At 70.0% G+C, this 17810-nt stretch carries 16 protein-coding genes; 11 read left to right on the forward strand and 5 right to left on the reverse strand.

All coding sequences use genetic code 11. The features are described 5' to 3' along the window. Positions 1 to 21: 21 nt before the first annotated feature. Positions 22 to 447 (forward strand): IS200/IS605 family transposase, encoded by a 426-nt coding sequence (gene tnpA / locus MJ797_RS10845; RefSeq protein WP_239334250.1) that lies wholly within the window; start codon positions 22 to 24, stop codon positions 445 to 447. Between the two features lie 28 nt (positions 448 to 475). Here tnpA and MJ797_RS10850 read toward each other — a convergent pair whose 3' ends face one another. Beyond that, positions 476 to 949: a Uma2 family endonuclease gene (locus MJ797_RS10850; RefSeq protein ID WP_239334195.1), complete on the reverse strand. Its 474-nt coding sequence runs from the start codon at positions 947 to 949 to the stop codon at positions 476 to 478. A 176-nt stretch (positions 950 to 1125) separates the two neighbouring features. Here MJ797_RS10850 and MJ797_RS10855 point away from each other — a divergent pair, with 176 nt between their 5' ends. Further along, positions 1126 to 2031: a DedA family protein gene (locus tag MJ797_RS10855; protein ID WP_239334196.1), complete on the forward strand. Its 906-nt coding sequence runs from the start codon at positions 1126 to 1128 to the stop codon at positions 2029 to 2031. Between the two features lie 47 nt (positions 2032 to 2078). Here MJ797_RS10855 and rfbB read toward each other — a convergent pair whose 3' ends face one another. After that, positions 2079 to 3080 carry a dTDP-glucose 4,6-dehydratase gene (gene rfbB / locus MJ797_RS10860; protein WP_239334197.1) on the reverse strand — a complete coding sequence of 334 codons (1002 nt, stop codon included), beginning with the start codon at positions 3078 to 3080 and terminating at the stop codon, positions 2079 to 2081. 441 nt (positions 3081 to 3521) lie between these two features. Here rfbB and MJ797_RS10865 point away from each other — a divergent pair, with 441 nt between their 5' ends. Both MJ797_RS10865 and MJ797_RS10870 read left to right on the forward strand, forming a co-directional pair. Next, positions 3522 to 5135, forward strand: a complete 1614-nt coding sequence (locus MJ797_RS10865) for an ABC-F family ATP-binding cassette domain-containing protein (protein ID WP_239334198.1) — start codon at positions 3522 to 3524, stop codon at positions 5133 to 5135. Positions 5136 to 5207: 72 nt separating this feature from the next. Beyond that, positions 5208 to 6167, forward strand: coding sequence for a cation diffusion facilitator family transporter (locus MJ797_RS10870; protein WP_239334199.1), 960 nt, complete (start codon positions 5208 to 5210; stop codon positions 6165 to 6167). A gap of 95 nt (positions 6168 to 6262) precedes the next feature. On the opposite strand, the gene MJ797_RS10875 is transcribed toward MJ797_RS10870, so the two are convergent. After that, a complete protein-coding gene (locus MJ797_RS10875) occupies positions 6263 to 7681 on the reverse strand; it encodes a hypothetical protein (RefSeq protein ID WP_239334200.1) in 1419 nt (472 codons plus the stop codon). 395 nt (positions 7682 to 8076) lie between these two features. On the opposite strand from MJ797_RS10875, the gene MJ797_RS10880 reads away from it, so the two are divergent. From MJ797_RS10880 to pyk, 5 genes are all read left to right on the forward strand, one after another. Further along, positions 8077 to 8295, forward strand: a complete 219-nt coding sequence (locus MJ797_RS10880; protein ID WP_131766260.1) for a helix-turn-helix domain-containing protein — start codon at positions 8077 to 8079, stop codon at positions 8293 to 8295. Between the two features lie 2 nt (positions 8296 to 8297). Next, positions 8298 to 9080: an enoyl-CoA hydratase-related protein gene (locus MJ797_RS10885; protein WP_239334201.1), complete on the forward strand. Its 783-nt coding sequence runs from the start codon at positions 8298 to 8300 to the stop codon at positions 9078 to 9080. Positions 9081 to 9173: 93 nt separating this feature from the next. After that, a complete protein-coding gene (locus MJ797_RS10890) occupies positions 9174 to 11126 on the forward strand; it encodes an ABC transporter ATP-binding protein (protein WP_239334202.1) in 1953 nt (650 codons plus the stop codon). Between the two features lie 276 nt (positions 11127 to 11402). Next, a complete protein-coding gene (locus MJ797_RS10895) occupies positions 11403 to 11567 on the forward strand; it encodes a hypothetical protein (RefSeq protein ID WP_239334203.1) in 165 nt (54 codons plus the stop codon). Between the two features lie 184 nt (positions 11568 to 11751). Beyond that, positions 11752 to 13167 carry a pyruvate kinase gene (gene pyk / locus MJ797_RS10900; protein ID WP_239334204.1) on the forward strand — a complete coding sequence of 472 codons (1416 nt, stop codon included), beginning with the start codon at positions 11752 to 11754 and terminating at the stop codon, positions 13165 to 13167. Between the two features lie 920 nt (positions 13168 to 14087). Here the strand turns inward: pyk and MJ797_RS10910 are convergent. Then, the gene (locus MJ797_RS10910) at positions 14088 to 14576 is read right to left on the reverse strand and encodes a hypothetical protein (RefSeq protein ID WP_239334254.1); all 489 of its coding nucleotides are present in this window, start codon (positions 14574 to 14576) and stop codon (positions 14088 to 14090) included. Positions 14577 to 14805: 229 nt separating this feature from the next. Between MJ797_RS10910 and MJ797_RS10915 the strand changes: the two genes are divergently transcribed. Beyond that, positions 14806 to 15792 (forward strand): hypothetical protein, encoded by a 987-nt coding sequence (locus MJ797_RS10915; protein ID WP_239334255.1) that lies wholly within the window; start codon positions 14806 to 14808, stop codon positions 15790 to 15792. A gap of 110 nt (positions 15793 to 15902) precedes the next feature. Next, positions 15903 to 16694 carry a hypothetical protein gene (locus tag MJ797_RS10920; protein ID WP_239334205.1) on the forward strand — a complete coding sequence of 264 codons (792 nt, stop codon included), beginning with the start codon at positions 15903 to 15905 and terminating at the stop codon, positions 16692 to 16694. Between the two features lie 265 nt (positions 16695 to 16959). On the opposite strand, the gene MJ797_RS10925 is transcribed toward MJ797_RS10920, so the two are convergent. Next, a complete protein-coding gene (locus MJ797_RS10925) occupies positions 16960 to 17601 on the reverse strand; it encodes a response regulator transcription factor (protein ID WP_239334206.1) in 642 nt (213 codons plus the stop codon). Between the last annotated feature and the right edge of the window lie 209 nt (positions 17602 to 17810).

Genomic DNA, 17810 nt, shown 5'->3' on the forward strand with positions numbered 1-17810 from the left:
ACCACCAAACATACTTGGTCTATGGACATCTCCGATGACTATCGGCGCGGTAGACACGTGGTTTCCGCGCTTCACATTCACTTGGTCTTCGTGACGAAGTACCGGCGTGGGGTGTTCGACGCGGCGATGCTCAACACCTGCGAGCAGACCATGCGCGACGTGTGCGCCGACTTCAGCGCCCGCCTCGTCGAGTTCAACGGGGAGGACGACCACGTACACCTGCTGGTCGAATATCCGCCCAAAATCGCCGTGTCCACGCTCGTGAACAGCCTCAAGGGTGTGTCCGCGCGGATGCTGCGCGCCGAGTTCACCGGCCGGGTGAACCGGGCCTCGATGCGCGGGCATTTCTGGTCCCCGTCCTACTTCGCTGCCTCAGCTGGCGGAGTGCCCATTTCGGTGTTGCGCGAGTACATCGAAGGGCAGCGGCGGCCAGCCCCGATGCGCTAACCCCGCCCTGAACGGCGGGGCTTGCGCGCTACGTTTCCCGGTCATACCGCCGGCCGTACCTGGACAGGACCTCGACGGCCAGAACCGGCAGGCGCGCATCCTTGTCAGGCAGTACGAGAACGTCGGGTTGAAACCTCTTCTTCAGCGACACGGGCACGTCGAACGGTGCGACCAGAGTCCGTTTCAGACCCTGCTCGGCCGCAAGGAGGATGGAGCCGAGCCGGAGCACAACTCGTTGGTGGTCGTAGCCGGGGGCTGGGCTCACGACGACGACGCCGTCGAGGAGTTCCCAGCGCCGCCGGTCGTCGGGCGCCTGGTCGAGGTGGTCGGTGGTGTAGCCGCCGGGGTCGACGGCATGGAGGTAGGCCAGACCTTCGTCGAAGTCGACCCGGCCGACCGGCAGCGGCCACTCGACGAGGCCGGTGATGTCCAGCGGCTGACCGAGCGGCCTGTCCTGCGGCTCCTGCGCCATCGGGTCACGGTTCACCGCCACAGCTGTCATGGTGCCACTCCTCCTCGGATTCGGACGGCACATTTGCTGTGAAGCAAAAGCCGATGAGTGACTGATTTACGACGATGAGCGAAGAATCGTCCGTTGGCTCGCAGTGACCCGGTGGCCGGGTGTTCGAATCATGGGGTTCCCGGGCGTGTCGTGCCTGGTCAGCCGACGATAGAGGGGTGGGTGACGCCGGGGTTCCGCTCACGACCGCCATGGCGCAGAGCGCGCACAACGCCGTGACGGGCGCAACGCCGGATGAACCGATACCGGACGAGCCGGACGAGCCGGACGAGCCGACGGGTACAGCCAGGCGCCGGTGGTGGACGCGGATACGGCCGGTGGACGCCGTCTGTGTCGGCGGCCTCGCGGCGCAGACCATCTGGGCGTCGGTCAGCGTGCTGCTGATCCCACGGCTTATCGGCACCCACCCTGTCCTGCTCGAGCTGCTCGGTGCCACGTCTCCAGCCATGGTCGCCGCGGGCGCGTTCGCTCGGGCCGGCAGGGCCGGCCTCGTCGCAGCCCTCACAGCGCCGACGGTCGGGTGGGTGCCGCTGGATGTGTTCGGCTGGTGGGCGGGACGCCGGTACGGGCGGCCGGCGGTCGACATCGTCACCCGTGGGCATCCCCGGAGCGTCGAGTTCGCCAGCCGTGTCGACCGGATGGCGCGACGGTGGGGATTCGGCGCGCTGGTGCTCGCGCCCTGGCTGCCCGTCCCGAATCAACTGATCTATGCGGCCACCGGCTGGCACGGCATGTCGCTGGTCCGGTTCCTGATCGGCGACGCCATTGGTACGACCCTGCGTACCGGAGTGATCGTCAGTCTGGGCTACGCCGTGGGCGACCAGGCGGTCGATCTCGCCACCGCGATCTCCCACGACACCGTTCTCAGCTTTGTCACGCTGACCGCTCTGATGCTGTCCTGGACGGTCTTCCGTAACCGCCGGAGCCTGCGCGGTCTACTTGCCCGTGCTCGCCCCCGCCCGTGGGCGTCGCGAACGCCGCGGCGGGTCCGGGGCCAGCCGCCGACGCCGGACCCGTCAGACCCGCCGGGCGGTTCCACGCCGGGCCCACCGGGCGGGTCCTGACCGGCAGAGCATGGGCCAGCGCCGGGCGGGATCACACCCGGCGGGGGTCAGCGCCAGGCGGTCTCCGAGACAGGGGAGCGGCCGATGAGCGGACGCCACCACGACTCGTTGTCGCGGTACCAGGCGACGGTCTCCCGCATCCCGTCGGCGAAGCCGATCTCGGGTGCCCAGCCGAGCTCGGTCCGCAGCTTGGATGAGTCAAGCAGGTAACGCCGGTCGTGCGACGGCCGGTCCGGCACGATCGTCTTCAGCGACGCGGGCAGCCCGAGCTCACGGAGGATGGTGTCGGCGATGGTCTCGATGTCGGCCTCGACGCCGCTGCCGACATGGTAGGTCTCGCCGACCCGGCCCCGCTCGAGCACCGCGTCGATCGCCCGGCAGTGGTCGGCGACGTGCAGCCACTCCCGGCGGTTGCGCACCGAGGCGTACAGCGGCAGGTTCTCACCCTGCAACGCCCGGGTGACGAACAGCGGGATGACCTTCTCCGGGAACTGGTACGGCCCGTAGTTGTTCGAGCAGTTCGTGATGGTCACGGGCAGGTCGTAGGTCAGGCCGTAGGCGCGTACCGCGTGGTCGCCGCCGGCCTTGGCCGCGTTGTACGGCGTGCGGGGCAGATAGGGGGAGTCCTCGGTGAAGGCGCCCGGGTCGTCGAGGTCCATGTCGCCGTAGACCTCGCACGTCGAGATCTGGTGGAAGCGCCCCACGCCGACCGTGCGGGCGGCCTCCAGCAGCGTCTGGGTGCCGATGACGTTGGTGGAGAAGAAGTCACCCGGGCGGATGATCGCCAGGCTGTTGTGCGACTCAGCGGCGAAGTTGATCACAATGTCGACGCGGTGCTCCCGCAGCAGCGATTCGATCAGCTCGCGGTCGCGGATGTCGCCGTGCACGAAGGTGATCGCGTCCAGCACGTCGGTGAGGTTCTCCCGGCAGCCCGCGTAGGTCAACGAGTCCAGGGCGACCAGCTGGTCGCCAGCGTGGTGCTCGCGCCAGTATCGGATGAAGTTTGACCCGATGAAGCCAGCGGCCCCGGTCACCAGCAGCGTCGACATGGTGTGAACGTCCCCCCTTGGGATGAAGTCGGGATCGGCGGCCCCCGGACCGCCCGGACGCCAGCCTCTCATGTCGGTTACTCAGCCCACTGCTCAGCCCACGCCAGGTGCTCAGCCCGGCCGGGCGGGTGCGCTGGCGCTGGTGGCGGGGCCGCCGCGGTGATGGCGGCGGGGCTGCCACACCGCGCTCGAGCGCGGTGGCTCCCTCCGGACGTCGCCTGCGCGCCGCCCGCCGGGCACGACGGCGACGAAGGTGACGAACGTGGTTCCCACCGGCTGCGCCCGGTGCACCCAGGTACGGGCGAGCCGGGTGACCGTACTCTGTGACTATGGGCTCGGTGGTGAAGTTCGTGGGCGCAGGCCGGGTGCCGAGGCACGCGATCGAAGTTCGACCAGACAGGCCCTTCGTTCGCTGACGTCCCAGGAAGGCCACGTACATCCATGATCATCGCGTCCGACCTGGAGTTGCGCGCTGGCGCCCGGACTCTTATCGAGGCGGTGTCGTTCCGTATCCAGCCGGGTGACCGGATCGGGCTTGTCGGCCGCAACGGCGCGGGTAAGACGACGCTGCTCAGGACGTTGGCCCGCGAGACGCTGCCGTTCGCCGGAAAGGTCGACCTCCGAGGTGACCTCGGTTATCTCCCCCAGGAGCCCCGGGCCGGCGACCCGGCGGACAGCGCCCGTGACCGTGTCCTGTCCGCCCGCGGCCTCGATGTGATCGTGCGGGAGATGGAAAAACTCCAGGTGGAAATGGCGGAGCTGGTCGACGATGCCGCGCGGGACGTGGCGATCCGTCGCTACGGCCGTCTTGAGGAGCGTTTCGGCACCCTCGGCGGATATGCGGCCGAGGCCGATGCGGCCCGGATCTGCTCCGCGCTGGGGCTCGCGGACAGGGTGCTCGGCCAGCAGCTGGAGACGCTGTCCGGTGGCCAGCGCCGTCGGGTCGAGCTGGCTCGCATCCTGTTCGCCGGCGCCGGTGACAGCGACGCCACCTTGCTGCTCGACGAGCCCACCAACCACCTCGACGCCGACTCGATCATCTGGCTGCGTGAGTTCCTGCGCTCCCACAGCAGCGGGCTCGTGGTGGTCAGCCACGATGTCGATCTGCTGGACCGCTGCGTCAACAAGGTTTTCTACCTCGACGCCACCCGCGCCGCGCTGGATGTCTACAACGTCAACTGGAAGACCTACCTGGCCCAGCGGGAGCTTGACGAGCGCCGTCGGCGGCGGGAGCGGGCCAACGCCGAGAAGAAGATCGATGCCTTGAAGGCCCAGGCCGACAAGATGCGGGCGAAGGCCACCAAGGCCCGCGCGGCCCACCAGATGGACCGCCGGGCCGACCGGCTTGCCGCCGGGCTCGCCGAGGTGCGGGTCGCGGACCGGGTCGCCAAGCTGCGGTTCCCCGATCCGGCTCCGTGCGGACGGACCCCGCTGACCGCCACCGGCCTGTCGAAGTCCTATGGGTCGCTGGAGGTCTTCACCGGAGTCGACCTGGCCATCGACCGTGCCGCGCGGGTCGTCATCCTCGGCCTCAACGGTGCTGGCAAGACGACCCTGCTGCGGATGCTCGCCGGTGTCGAGTCCCCGGACACGGGCGAGGTCCACCACGGTCATGGGCTTCGGCTGGGCTACTACGCCCAGGAGCACGAGACCCTGGACATCAACCAGTCGGTGCTTGACAACATGCGTGCTACCGCGCCGAGTACCTCCGACGTGGAGCTGCGCCGCATCCTCGGCGCCTTCCTGTTCAGCGGCGACAGCGTGGCCCAGCCGGCCGGCACGTTGTCGGGCGGGGAGAAGACCAGGCTGGCGCTGGCCGGCCTGGTGTGCAGCGCCGCGAACGTGCTGCTGCTGGACGAGCCCACCAACAACCTTGACCCGGCGTCGCGGGACGAGGTCCTCGCGGCCCTCGCCACGTTCCGCGGAGCGGTCGTGTTGGTCACCCATGATCCGGGCGCGGTGGAGGCGCTGGCCCCGGACAAGGTGCTCATGCTGCCGGACGGGGTCGAGGATTCCTGGTCCGAGGATCTTGTCGAACTGATCACGCTTGCCTGACCGGAGCGGGCGCCGGTGTATCCGCCGGCCGTGCCACAACCGGTGGGGGAGCGCCGAGCAAGGGATGGTCGTGTGAGCGCGGAAGGCGGCACGAAGGCGGTTCTGGCCGCGCTGTCGGCCAATCTGGGGATCGCGGCGGCGAAGTTCGTTGGCTTCCTCATCACCCGGTCGTCGTCGATGCTGGCCGAGTCCATCCACTCGGTCGCGGACTCGGGCAACCAGGTCCTGCTGCTCGCGGGCCAGCGGCACGCGGCCCGGCCAGCTGATGAGGAACACCCCTTTGGCTACGGCCGCTCGCGTTACATCGCCGGCTTCCTCGTCGCGATCGTGTTGTTCAGCGTCGGCGGGCTGTTCTCGGTCCATGAGGGGGTGGCGAAGCTGCGCCATCCCCATGAGCTCGACAGCGCGCTGGTGGCGATCGTCATCCTGCTGGTCGCGACCGCGCTGGAGGGATTCTCCCTGCGGACCGCGGTCGCCGAGGCCCGGCACGTCAAAGGAGCCGCCTCCTGGTGGGAGTTCATCCACGCCGCGCGTGCCCCGGAGCTGCCGGTGGTGCTGATGGAAGATCTTGCCGCGCTGGTGGGCCTCGTGTTCGCGCTTGCCGGCATCGGTCTCACCATCGTGACCGGCGACCCGGTCTGGGATGCCGTGGGCACGCTCGCGATCGGCATCCTGCTGCTGGCGGTGGCCGTGATCGTGGCGGTCGAGACCCAGGCGATGCTGGTCGGGGAGGCGGCCACCCCGGCGATGGTCGCCGCCATCCGCGGCGCTCTCGCGGAATCGCCGCACATCACCCGGGTCATCCACCTGCGCACGCTGCACCTCGGCCCGGACGAACTGCTCGTGGCAGCCAAGATCGGAATGGATGTCACGCTTACCCTGCCGGCTGTCGCGTACGCGATCGACAGCGCTGAGGCGCGGCTGCGGGCGGCTGTACCGATCGCGCGCAGGGTCTACCTGGAACCGGACATCGCCCGGGAGGCCGATGAACCGCCCGTGCGAGCGATGAACCGCCCGTCGGCTGGCCGCTGACGCCGCCGGGCGCGCCGGCTGGTCGGCACACCCGCTTGGGGCAGGCGCTCGGTCGGGGCAGATGGCCGGTTAGGCCAGTTGGCCGGCGCCGGCTGTCACAGCGTCCCGGGCAGGAAGGCGCGGGCGACAATCGCGCTGAGGGCTCCGACGCTGGTCAGGCCCAGCGGAAGGGCTCCTGCCTGGGTCATGTCGCCTGGACGGTCCGGGCGTGGGTCAGGCGCCAGCGCGGGCACCAGCAGCCAGCAGTAGAACGGCAGCCAGGACCGCTCGGGATCGACCGCGGCCAGGCCGGTCAGCATCCCGCACCCGATCGCGGGGACGGCACCGGCGAGAAAGGGCCATCCAGGGGTGAGCCGGACGCGCCGCGCCGCCCGGATGATCGTTGGCCCGCAGGCGACCAGCACAACCGTGAGGCTGGGAGGAACGCGCGCGACCCACGCTGGCACACCCGAGCCGGTGCCGGGGATGTGCGCGGCGGCCTGGGCCACCTGGTCACGCGCGACAGCCAGCCCGTCCGGCCAGGAGAACCCCAGCAGCGCGGCCACGGACAGCGGCAGCAGAACGCACGCGCCGGTGATCACGTTGAGGAGCGGTCGCCGACGGACGAAGTAGACGGCCACAACCGCGACACCCAGCCAGGGGATCCCGTAGCCGCACAGCGTCGCCACGCCGATGCCCAGCCCACATGCTGCCGCCCACCACAGCCGCCGCCCTGGCTCGGAGCCGATGACCCCGAGCGTGACGAATGCGGCGGCGAGTGTCGCTGCCAGCGCGTCCGCGGCCGGGAGCCATACCGCCCACGGCGCCAGCACCAGCACCGGGACGAACCGCCGGGCGGTCCGTTCATGGCACAGCGACCGGACCGCGATCGTGACCAGCGGGACGGTGGCCGCGCCCACGAGCGTCAGCATGGCGCCGAGCGCGCTCGGCGCCCGCATCCCCAGCCGCGTCAGCGCCCACAGCAACAGCGTCAGGCCGGGGGGATGGGTGCGGGTGTCGTAACCGTAGGCGGCGGCGTGCTGGGCGTACGTCCGCAGGAACCCCAGCGGATCCGCGCCCACGGCGGCCATGTCCGACAGGTAGCCCCGCTCGTCGCCCAGCGGGGCGGCCAGGCCGCCACAGCCGCTCACCAAGGCCAATGCCAGGGTCCACGCCACCGATGCCGCGTATCCGACGGCCAGCAGCGGACCCCACCGGATCCGGATGTGAAGATCCTGCCATACCGCGACGATGACCACGGTCATGACGGCCGGAGCGAGGAGGGAGGCCAGCGAAATATGCGCGCGTCGCTCCACCGTGAACGGCATGCCGACAAGCGTCTTCGGCAGCGGCACGGTATCGCTCCCGCCGCTGCGCAGCAGTGCGGTCAGGCCCAGACAGGCGATTACCGCACCGATCCACACCGCGATTTCCCCGAGCCCGGCGCTGCCCGCACCGGGTTCTCCGCCGGCTTGCCGGCTGCCGCCTGGATCCTGGCCGCCTGATCGAATCGAGGTCCGCAAAGACGTTCTCACGACCGCACGCCCGGCGCAATGACCACATGTGCACCGTAGCCAGGTCGACGCCGCTGGGTCCGGATGGTGCACGATGTTCCTGGCGCGGATTCGACGATGTCCGTTGCGGCGCGCTGAAGTCCCTGTTCGGCCAGCCAGGGCGATGAGGGACGCTGGTCTTCACTGGCGTCGGCGGACGCGCTGTTTCTCTTGCCGGGTGGGCGGAACAGCTGTGCTCCCGTGGCCGGGCGTTGGTGTTCCGGTGGCGGGAGGAAGGGAAAAGCTGGGCCTATCCGGGGGGTTGCTCGGGCGCGCGAAGAGGATCAGTGTGATGGATCACATGCGCTTCGAGTGGCGCGTTCACCGCGACTGAGTGAAGATCGGTTCGCAGATCATCTATCACGGAGGGGGCCACATTGGCCGAGCTTAGGAAAGGAACCCGGATCACCGGCGCGGAGCGCGACAAGCTTGCATCAGAGCTTCGGAAGAAGTATGAGGCGGGCCAGAGTATCCGCCTCCTCGCTGAGTCGTCGGGTCGTTCGTACGGGTTCGTTCATCGGATCCTCTCGGAGTCCGGAACGACTCTGAGAGGCCGAGGCGGCGCAACCCGAGGCAGTAAGAAGAAGAGCGTCTGATCATGTCGCGACCGGCCGCCGTCGATCTGGCGGCGGCCGGGGTGACCCTGGCGATCGACGGTTCACGGGCGACCGTAACCATTGATCGCCAGGATCACGACGCCGGATGGGCGCGTGCCGCGTCCACCGCGGGAGCGCTGGCGGATATCGGGAGATGTCTAGCCGGGAACATCCGGCTTGTGCTTCTGCGGATCATCGGTGGTTTACCGTGCCCCGATCATGGCCGAGTCGATTCAGCCGCCGCTGACGGCGTGGAGCGGCCCGGTATGGCGGGTATGGCGGGCGTCGGTGTGGCTGGTGTGGGCAGCCGGCCGGCCGCCCAGTGCTGGTTGTCCCGGCCCGACCTGTTCAGCGTCGCTGTCGTCAGCGGGTACGCCGTGGACGCGCTTCACCTGGCGCTCGCCTGCGATCTGCGGGTTTTCTGTGAGGACGCATATCTGGCCATGACCGGAATCCACCAGGGTCTTGTCCCGGCGCTGGGCGTGTCCCACACGTTGGTTGATCTGATTGGTTACAGCCGGGCGCTTGATCTCTGCGTGACGGGACGCATGTTGTCCGGGAGGCAAGCGTATGAACTGGGGCTCGCGGAGCGGCTGGCGGCCCCAGGCGATCGGGATGACACGGTGGAGGAGCTCGTGACCGGGCTGCTGGCGGCACCCCGCGGGCTGGCCGTTGAGATCAAGGCGCTGCTGCTGCACAGCCGTGAGCGCACCCGGACGGATCAGTTGCGGGCCGAACGCGATGCCTGGCTCCGCACCGCGCGGGAGGCCGCGTCAGCGGGATGAGATGTCCCCGGGCTGAGAGCGCGGGAATGATCCGCTGGTGAGGCCTGCTTACAGTGTTACACAAGCAGCGGCATCGATTCCTGGGGTGGACTGATGAGATTTGCGGAGGGCGGGCCGCCCATCAGCGCACGGGCTTTCCAACGTGATCGTTCGATCGTGCATCAGAAACTTCGGCCAGGTACTCTGCGCCGGATCGTGGAGTTCGCACGCCCGTACCGGCGGATGCTGGCCGGTTTCCTCGTGTTGATCATAATTGACGCGGCGCTGGGCGCCACTACGCCGCTCATCTTCAAATCGATCATTGATGATGGCATCATCCCCGGCCGGGTGGGTGTTGTGGAGGCACTCGCGGCACTGGTCGGGATGATCGCCGTCATCAGCGCGCTGCTGGCGCTGGCACAGCGCTGGTTTTCCGCCCGCATCGGCGAAGGCCTCATCTTCGACATGCGGTCACGGGTCTTTGATCATATCCAGCGCCAGCCGCTGGCCTTCTTCACCCGCACCCAGACCGGCGCGCTGATCTCCCGGTTGAACAACGACGTCCTGGGCGCGCAGTCGGCCTTCACCGGGACACTGTCCGCCGTCCTGTCCAACGTCGTATCCGTCGGTTTCGTGCTTGCCGCGATGGTCGCGCTGTCGTGGCAGATCACCGTCGTGTCGTTGGTCCTGCTGCCGGTGTTCATCATCCCGGCGCGGCTGCTCGGCCCGAAACTCGCCACGCTCACCCGGGAGGGCTACGGGCTCAACGCCGAGATGAACACGACGATGACCGAACGGTTCAACGTGTCGGGGGCGATGCTCGTCAAGCTTTACGGCCGCCCGTCAACGGAGAACCACGGCTTTGTCGCCAAGGCCGCCCGCGTCCGCGACATCGGGGTGACCCAGGCCATGTACGGCCGGATCTTCTTCGTCTCGCTGACCATGGTCGGGGCGCTGGCAACCGCGATCGTCTACGGGGTCGGCGGACGCTTCGCGGCCGAGGGCGCGCTCGAGGTGGGCACGGTCGTCGCGCTGACGTCGTACCTCTCCCGCCTCTACGGGCCGCTGACCCAGCTGTCGAACGTCAACGTGGACGTGATGACCGCGCTGGTCTCCTTCGAGCGGGTGTTCGAGATCCTCGACCTGACGCCGGCCATCGCCGACCGGCCGGACGCGGTCGACCTGCCGCGCGGGTCCGCGACGATCGAGTTCGACAACGTCGACTTCGGTTACCCGGCCGCGGACGAGGTCTCACTGGCATCGCTGGAGTCGGTGGCGGTGCTCGACGGACGGGTGCCCGAGCCCGTCCTGCACAACGTCTCGTTCCGGGTGGCCCCCGGTGAGCTGGTGGCGCTGGTAGGCCCGTCCGGCGCCGGCAAGACGACGATCAGCCAGCTGGTGCCGCGGATGTATGACGCGCGTTCCGGCACGGTGCGCGTCGGCGGCCATGACGTCCGCGACGTCACCCTGCGATCACTGCGCGACGCCGTGGGCGTTGTCACCCAGGACGCGCATCTGTTCCACGACACGATCCGGGCGAATCTCGCCTACGCCCGTCCGGAGGCGAGCGAGGAGCAGATGTGGTCGGCGATGGAGGCGGCCGCGATCTCCTCCGTCGTGCGGGCGCTGCCCGACGGCCTCGACACGGTTGTCGGTGACCGTGGCTACCGCCTCTCCGGCGGTGAGAAGCAGCGCCTGGCCATCGCCCGGCTGCTGCTCAAGGAGCCTTCGATCGTGGTTCTCGACGAGGCCACCGCGCACCTGGACAGTGAGTCCGAAGCGGCGGTCCAGCGGGCGCTGGCCACCGCCCTGGCCGGCCGGACAGCGCTGGTGATCGCGCATCGCCTGTCAACGGTCCGCGATGCCGACCGGATCCTGGTGATCGAGGACGGCCGGGTGGCCGAAAGCGGGCGGCACTCCCAGTTGCTGGCCAGCGGCGGCTTGTACGCGGAGCTGTACCGCACCCAGTTCGAAGGCCAGCGTCCGGTTCCGCCGGTGCTGGTGGCCGAGGGCCGGGCCCCGCGCGATCGCGACGAGCCCGAAGCCGTGGCCACGGCTGTCAGCTAGTACGGTGACCGACCGGCCGTGTTCTTCTCAGGCCTGGTCGCCCGGTGGCCCGCCCGACGTGCCAGGCGACGTTTTCCGTATATGTGTGCCCGGATTCACCGCGGACCGGCCGGGCCATTTCACGCGGGCCGTCCGGGCTGTTGCCGCGGGCCGGACGGCGTCACATCCCCGGGGTGCCGGGGACGGGCACGACTACGCCGGGCGTCCTTTGCCACTGTCGGTGGGAGTCTGGTCAGCGGCGTCATCGCCACTCGCCGACGCCGCATCGGGCTCGTCATGCGGGAGGGAAATGTCGACATCGCCGGACGGATGGCGGTGGATCGCCGGGTTTTCACTCATCTGCCTGCCCACCGTGACCTGGGTAGTTATCTGGACCTGCCCGCCTACGCAGCCGCTGGGGAGCTCACCGGTGAGCTCTCGGCTCCGGTGCCGACGCCCTGATCCGGTTCGTGTCCACGCGCTCCGCAGCAGTGCGGACACGTTGACCGTACGCCTAGTCGCCACATAACGCAGCCGATGGCGTAGCCGGGTCCTTTTTCCTGTAGACGAAAAACGTTCCGGGTGTCGTTCAGTCGATAGCGGGGGCGGTGTCCAGGGCCCCCGCATCATTTCCTAGGCTTATCCCGTGTCTCGTCGCGCGAAAATTGTGTGCACACTCGGTCCGGCCACCAGCTCTCCCGACATGATCCGGGCGCTGGTCGAAGCCGGGATGGATATTGCCCGTCTCAACCTCTCGCATGGCTCCCATGATCAACATGTCGAGACCTACCTGCGCATCCGCGCCGCCGCTGACGCCGTCGGGCGCAGCGTCGGCATCCTGGTCGATCTTCAGGGGCCGAAGATCAGGCTGGGGAAGTTCGGCTCCGGGCAGGTCACCCTGCTGCCCGGCCAGCACTTCACGATCACCACCGATGACGTCGTCGGTGACCAGAACCGCGTGGGAACAACGTTCTCGGGGCTGACCGCCGATGTCTCCAAGGGGGACCGCATCCTCGTCGACGACGGCCGGCTGGTGCTCGATGTCACAGACGTGATCGGCGCCGACGTCCATACGACGGTTGCCATCGGTGGGCCAGTCAGTGATCACAAGGGTATGAACATTCCGGGCGCGGCCCTCGGCGTGCCCGCGTTGACCGACAAGGACACCGAGGACCTCCGTTTCGGGCTCAGCCTGCCCGCTGACATGATCGCTTTGTCCTTTGTCCGGTCGGCCGCCGACATCGAGAAGGTGCGGACGGTGATGGACGAGGCCGGTGTGCGTATCCCCGTCCTTGCCAAGATCGAGAAACCGCAGGCTGTCGATCAGCTTGAGGAGATCGTCGAAGCCTTCGACGGTCTGATGATCGCGCGTGGCGACCTGGGCGTGGAAATGCCCCTGCAGGTCGTGCCGCTGGTCCAGAAACGTGCTGTGTCATGGGCGCGCGAGCGCGCGAAGCCCGTGATCGTGGCCACCCAGGTGCTGGAGTCAATGGTCCACGCCCCCCGGCCCACCCGTGCCGAGGCCAGCGACTGCGCCAACGCGGTCCTGGACGGCGCTGACGCGATCATGCTGTCGGCGGAGACCAGCGTCGGTGACTACCCCATCGAGGCGGTGTCCACGATGGCTCGGATCATCGAGACGGTAGAGGTGGATCTTTCTCGGATCCCGCCCCTGCGGACCCGTCCACGGACGGTCGGCGGCGCCCTGGCCGAAGCCGCGGCGAACGTCGGCGGCGCTATGGGGGCCCGTTACCTCGTCGCGTTCACCCAGAGCGGGGACACCGCGCGGCGGCTCGCCCGGTATCGCAGTCCCATCCCGTTGCTGGCCTTCACCCCGGTGCCGGCGGTCCGCAGCCAGCTGGCTCTGCTGTGGGGCGTCGAGACCTTCCTGGTGCCGTTCGCGCACAGCACGGACGAGATGGTTCGGCAGGTCGACAGCGCGTTGCTGCACCTGGAGCGTTGCCGGCCGGGTGAACTGGTTGTCGTGGTCGCGGGGACACCGCCGGGGGTGGCCGGGATGACCAACACCATCCGGGTGCACCGCATCGGCGAAGAGGTATAGCCCCGCCCCAGCGAGTGCCTTCGGCACGATCTGGGGAGGCCCGTCTCCTGAGCTGGTCGTTGTGGGGGGTTTGTAGATCACCTGATGGTGGTCTGCAAGGGGGAGGGGCTGGTGCGTCCGCTCCGCGCAAACCTGGGGACCCCTGGCTCGCGGGCCGCGGCCGAGCCGCGAGAGGACGGATCAGCCCGTAGTGCCCGCGCCACGATGATGCGGCCCGGGGCTGGGCTGGGCATCCGCGCGCTGTGCGTCCCGGCCGGCGGATGTGGCTGATCAGGTTTACTGGGTGGTCAGGCGAACGGATGGCAGGACTGTCCCACGGTCGTGGCAGTGTGCGCCATTGGTGTGAACGCCGCTGTTCCAGCGGGCGGAGGTCCTGGGGACCCGCGAGGCGATGGCCTGGTTCCCGGGGGCTTCAGCTCCCTGGGCCATTCGCCGGACCCCGACCCGGCCCAACCGACCCGGGAGCGTGTCATGACCGAACAGCCGGCGCGGCGGCCTCGTGAAACAGACCGCGGCGACGATGCCGCCGAGGGGCAGGGATCTTCGCCGGCTGAGGCCCAGCCCGGTACGGAGCGCCCGGCGGCTCCGTCCGGCCCGTCCGCCGATCGGCCGGATCCGCGGACCGAGGCACCCGCCCCGCGCCGGACAGGCACAGTGCAGCCGCGTGGGCAGTCCGGGGCGCACCGCTCCCCGCCGGCCGCTGCCCCTTCATTTGCTGCCCCTTCGTCTGGCGCCCCCGCCGGCGCTGCTGTGTCCCCCTCCGAACGGGGCTCCGGCGGCCAGCCGCCGGTGGCGCGCCCGGCGCAGGCGAGTCCTCGACCGGTGAGTCCCGCGCCGGCCCGGCCCGCGCCGGCCCGGCCCGCACCGGAACGGCCCGCACCGGAACGGATGCTGCCAGTGGCTCAGCGGCGGGTGGTGTCTCAACGGACCGAGGCACCGGCCGGCACGACGGCCGCGGCGGTGTCGACCGGCCAGGGTGACAACGGGCCATCGCGGTCCGGACCGGAGCGCCAGCAGACCCCGCGGCCCGCACCGGGCCGTGCCGACGCGGACGCCGCGAAGGACTCAAACGGCGCGGGTGCCCGCCCGGACCCAGCCGCGGCTTCCTCCCGGCAGGCGGCACCCGGGCGACCGGCCGCGCCGAGTCCCGCATCCAGCCCTGCCGCCGGCCCCGCTCGGACAGCGCCGGGGCTGTCGGCGACGCCCCGTGCGGAACCTTCGCGCACGGAGAATCGCCAGGCTGAGACCCGGCGGCCCCCGCAGCCCCGGCAGGCGGCACCGAACAGGCCCCGGCCGGCTGATCGCGGGCCGATGGACCGCCAGCCGGGCGGCGCGGCATCCGAGGCGGCCAAACCCACCGAGACCAGGTCACCCGCGGCGCCGCGGCCTTCCCTGGAGGCTCCCACCACGCGGATTTCCCCGCATCGATCACGGTCACCAGCGCCGGAGACAGGCTCCGAGCGTGCCGAGCCGCCACCCTGGACGCCCGCGTCCCAGCCCCACTCGCGGAGCGGAGCGCAACCGTCCGCGCCAGCGGGACAGCCTCGGCCACCGGGGCCCGCGCCGGAGCGCGCGCACGCCGCGCGGCCACCGGGCCCGGATGAGCGTCCGCGGCCGTCAGACGGGCAGCGGCCAGCCGTGGCCGACCGCCCGGAGGCGTCCCGCCCGGTCCAGGGGCGTGACACCCTGTACCCATTTCCGCAGCATCGGGACTTCGACGTTCCGTCCGCTGCGTCCGCCGAGCCGGGCGGGGCGCAGCGAGGCCCGGTCGGGCACCGGCCGGCGTATCCGAGTGCCGACCCGGTGTTCGGGTACCACGGGCGTACCGCTGAGCCGTCCGCTCCCACCAGCGGCCCGCGGGAGCGCGATCGTGCTCCTTTCCGCGCTCCCGCGGAAGCCGGCCACCCTGGCGCCGGACTGGCCGGCGGATGGGAGCCGGCTACGGCAGCCCCGGACATGAGCCTCGACGGCCGGGCTGGTGAGCTGCCCCAGGCGCGCCTGCGAGCCCCAGCAGGGAGATCTGGGCAGCTCCTTTCGGCCGAGCCTGCCGTTGCCCGGCAGCGTGCCGGCTGGGATGCCGATGCTCGGGAGAGCGCTGCCGAGGACGCCCCTGCCAGCGGTGTGGCTGCCGAACCGCCGCTGGGCACCGAGCGTGGCATCGTCGATCCGGATTGGGCTGTGCCGCCGCGGCCGGCCAGGGCCGGCCGGCTCGCCGGCCTTGTCGTCGGTACGGCGGGCGCGGTCACCGGAGCGGGCGCGGTGTTGCCGTGGAGCACGCTGAGCAGCGGGGCGGAGACCCGTACGTTTTCGGGGCTGACGGTTGGCGACGGTCGTGTGACACTGGTTGTCGGTGCCGTCCTGTTGATGATCGGCTTCGCGCGCCTGTTCGGGCGTCCGGCGGGGGCAGCGGATGGAGTGGTTGCGCGGGTGCTCGCGGCCGGGGTCACGGTGCTGTCCACGATGGACATCATCGCGGGACCGCCGTCGCTGTCATCCTTCCGTGGCATTTCAGCTGATCAGATAAGCGTTGTTCCCGGGCCCGGTGTCGTCCTGACCCTGGTTGCCGGGCTGGTCGCGCTTGTTGGTAGCTGGTTGTTGCGGCCCGCGCGCGTGATCCGGCGGTGAACACCCAAGGATCAGGATTGGCTGGCCGGCTGGTGGGCCAGCCAATCAGCTCCGCGGGGCGGCTGGCGCCATGGTCGGCCCGCGCCGGCTGACCGTACAGGGAGGAAGGTGTGTCCGAACAGGATCGCAGTCCATGGGGGCCGCCGACCGAGCGCATCGCTGACTGGAGCGGCGAGACCGATGCGGGCGGCCCGCAATCCCGACCCACCGGTGACGACCGCGGACACGAGCAGGCACGGCGGTGGCAAGCGGAAAGGCGCGCGGCAATGGCCCGTACGGCCGATCCGCGCTGGGCCCGATCCGACGATGGCCCGCCGGCGGCGGACTGTGTCGCCGTGGACGCCCTGGACGCTTGGGGAGTCCCGAATGAGCTGGCGGGCGCTGGAGAACATCAGCTGTGGGGCGCGCCACTGGGGGCCGACGCGCGGGATGCCATCGCCGACGCGAGCACAGCTGGCGGCGCCGGGCCGGGCCTGAGCCGAACACTCGGCGGCTTGGTGGTGCTTGCCGCCGGTGCCGCGACAGCCATCGCTTCGTTCATGACGTGGGCTACCGTGAGCGCTTTCGGGCTGATCGAGATTTCGGTCAAGGGCACCGACGCGGAGCAGTACGGCGCGACGACGCTGCTGTTCGGTGTCGTGTCCGCCGTTCTCGGCGGGACGCTGATGGTCCGTGCGCGAAGCGGGCTGCTCTGGATCCTCGCCGCGGTCACCGGGTCCATGATCGTTCTTATGGCGGTGCTCGACCTGTTCCAGCTCCTGCGTGGCACCCGGCCGGCCGGGATGGATCTTGGCATTTCGGTCCGGGTCGGGCCAGGTCTGTGGATCACGCTTCTCGGCGGCTTTGCCGTTGTCGGCGGTTCGCTGTTCGCCCGCTTCGGGTCACGCCGCGGCCGTCCCTGACAGGGGCATCCCCGGTATGGCCGTCCCCCATATGGGGGTCCTTTCGTCCTGAGCTGTGGGGTCATGACACCGCGTGGCATCCGGGCCAAGCTGGGTGACGGTCGCTCAGTGGCCCCGAACGGCGCGCGTTTCCACCCTGAGACGGGGGGCGGGGTGGGACGCGGCCTGAGGGACAGCGCGGGAGACGGGTGACAGGTGGGCTCAGGACACGGCATGCCGAGGGGGTCCGCCCAGCTCTCTAGCGGGGGCGGGGGCGGGCGTGGGGTCATCCGGTGCCGTCGGGCCTGAGATGGCCGTCTTCCACCGCCCGGCGGTACAGATCGATCTTTGTTGTCGCGTCGCGGCCGACCTTGCGGTACTTCATCCTGACCCGTTCGATGTACTGCTTGGCGGTCTCGGTCCCCACGTTCATGCGTTTGCCCACCAACTTCATGGGCATCCCGCCCGCGTACAGCCGCAGCGCCTCGCGCTCCTGCGCGGACAGCGCCGGGCGATCCGGCGCGTCGTCGGTGAGCAGGACGAAGGCGAGCTGGGGCGATACCCAGCCGTTCCCGGCCGCCGCGGCCCGGATGGCCGTGGCCAGATCATCAACGGTTTCGGTCTTCGGCACGAAACCGTACGCACCGGCGCGGATGGCCTCACGGACAGCGGCCGGCGCCGCTGTCGCGCTGAACACGACCACGGCGGGGCCGGTGTCGGTCAGCCGCCGGATGTTGTCCGGCGCGGTGCTGCCATCACCGAGGTCGAGGTCGAGCAGGACGACGTCGGCGTGCCTTCCCGGGCCGGTGAGCAGTTCCGCCATGTTGGCGGCCTTGGCCACGAGTGTGCAGTCGGGCGTCCCCGCGAGCAGTCCCTCGAGCCCGTGCAGGACGATGGGATGATCATCAACGGCCGCGACGGAGATCATTCGATCCGCGGCGCAGGGGCTCGGGCCGCGGGGCCTGGCAGGGCCTACCACTTCACCCTTTCGAACATCTTGGTCCCTTCGGATCGGTTAAGAGCGCCCGGCAATAGGGGACGCGGCGTCGCGGGGCTGGGGCACGCACCTCGCCACGTTGTCGTCGGTCGCCACCCAACACCTCCGGTGACTCCCTCCGCCGCCTCGCGATGCACGCA

The sequence above is a fragment of the Protofrankia sp. CiP3 genome (assembly GCF_917627345.1).
GTDB lineage: Bacteria > Actinomycetota > Actinomycetes > Frankiales > Frankiaceae > Protofrankia.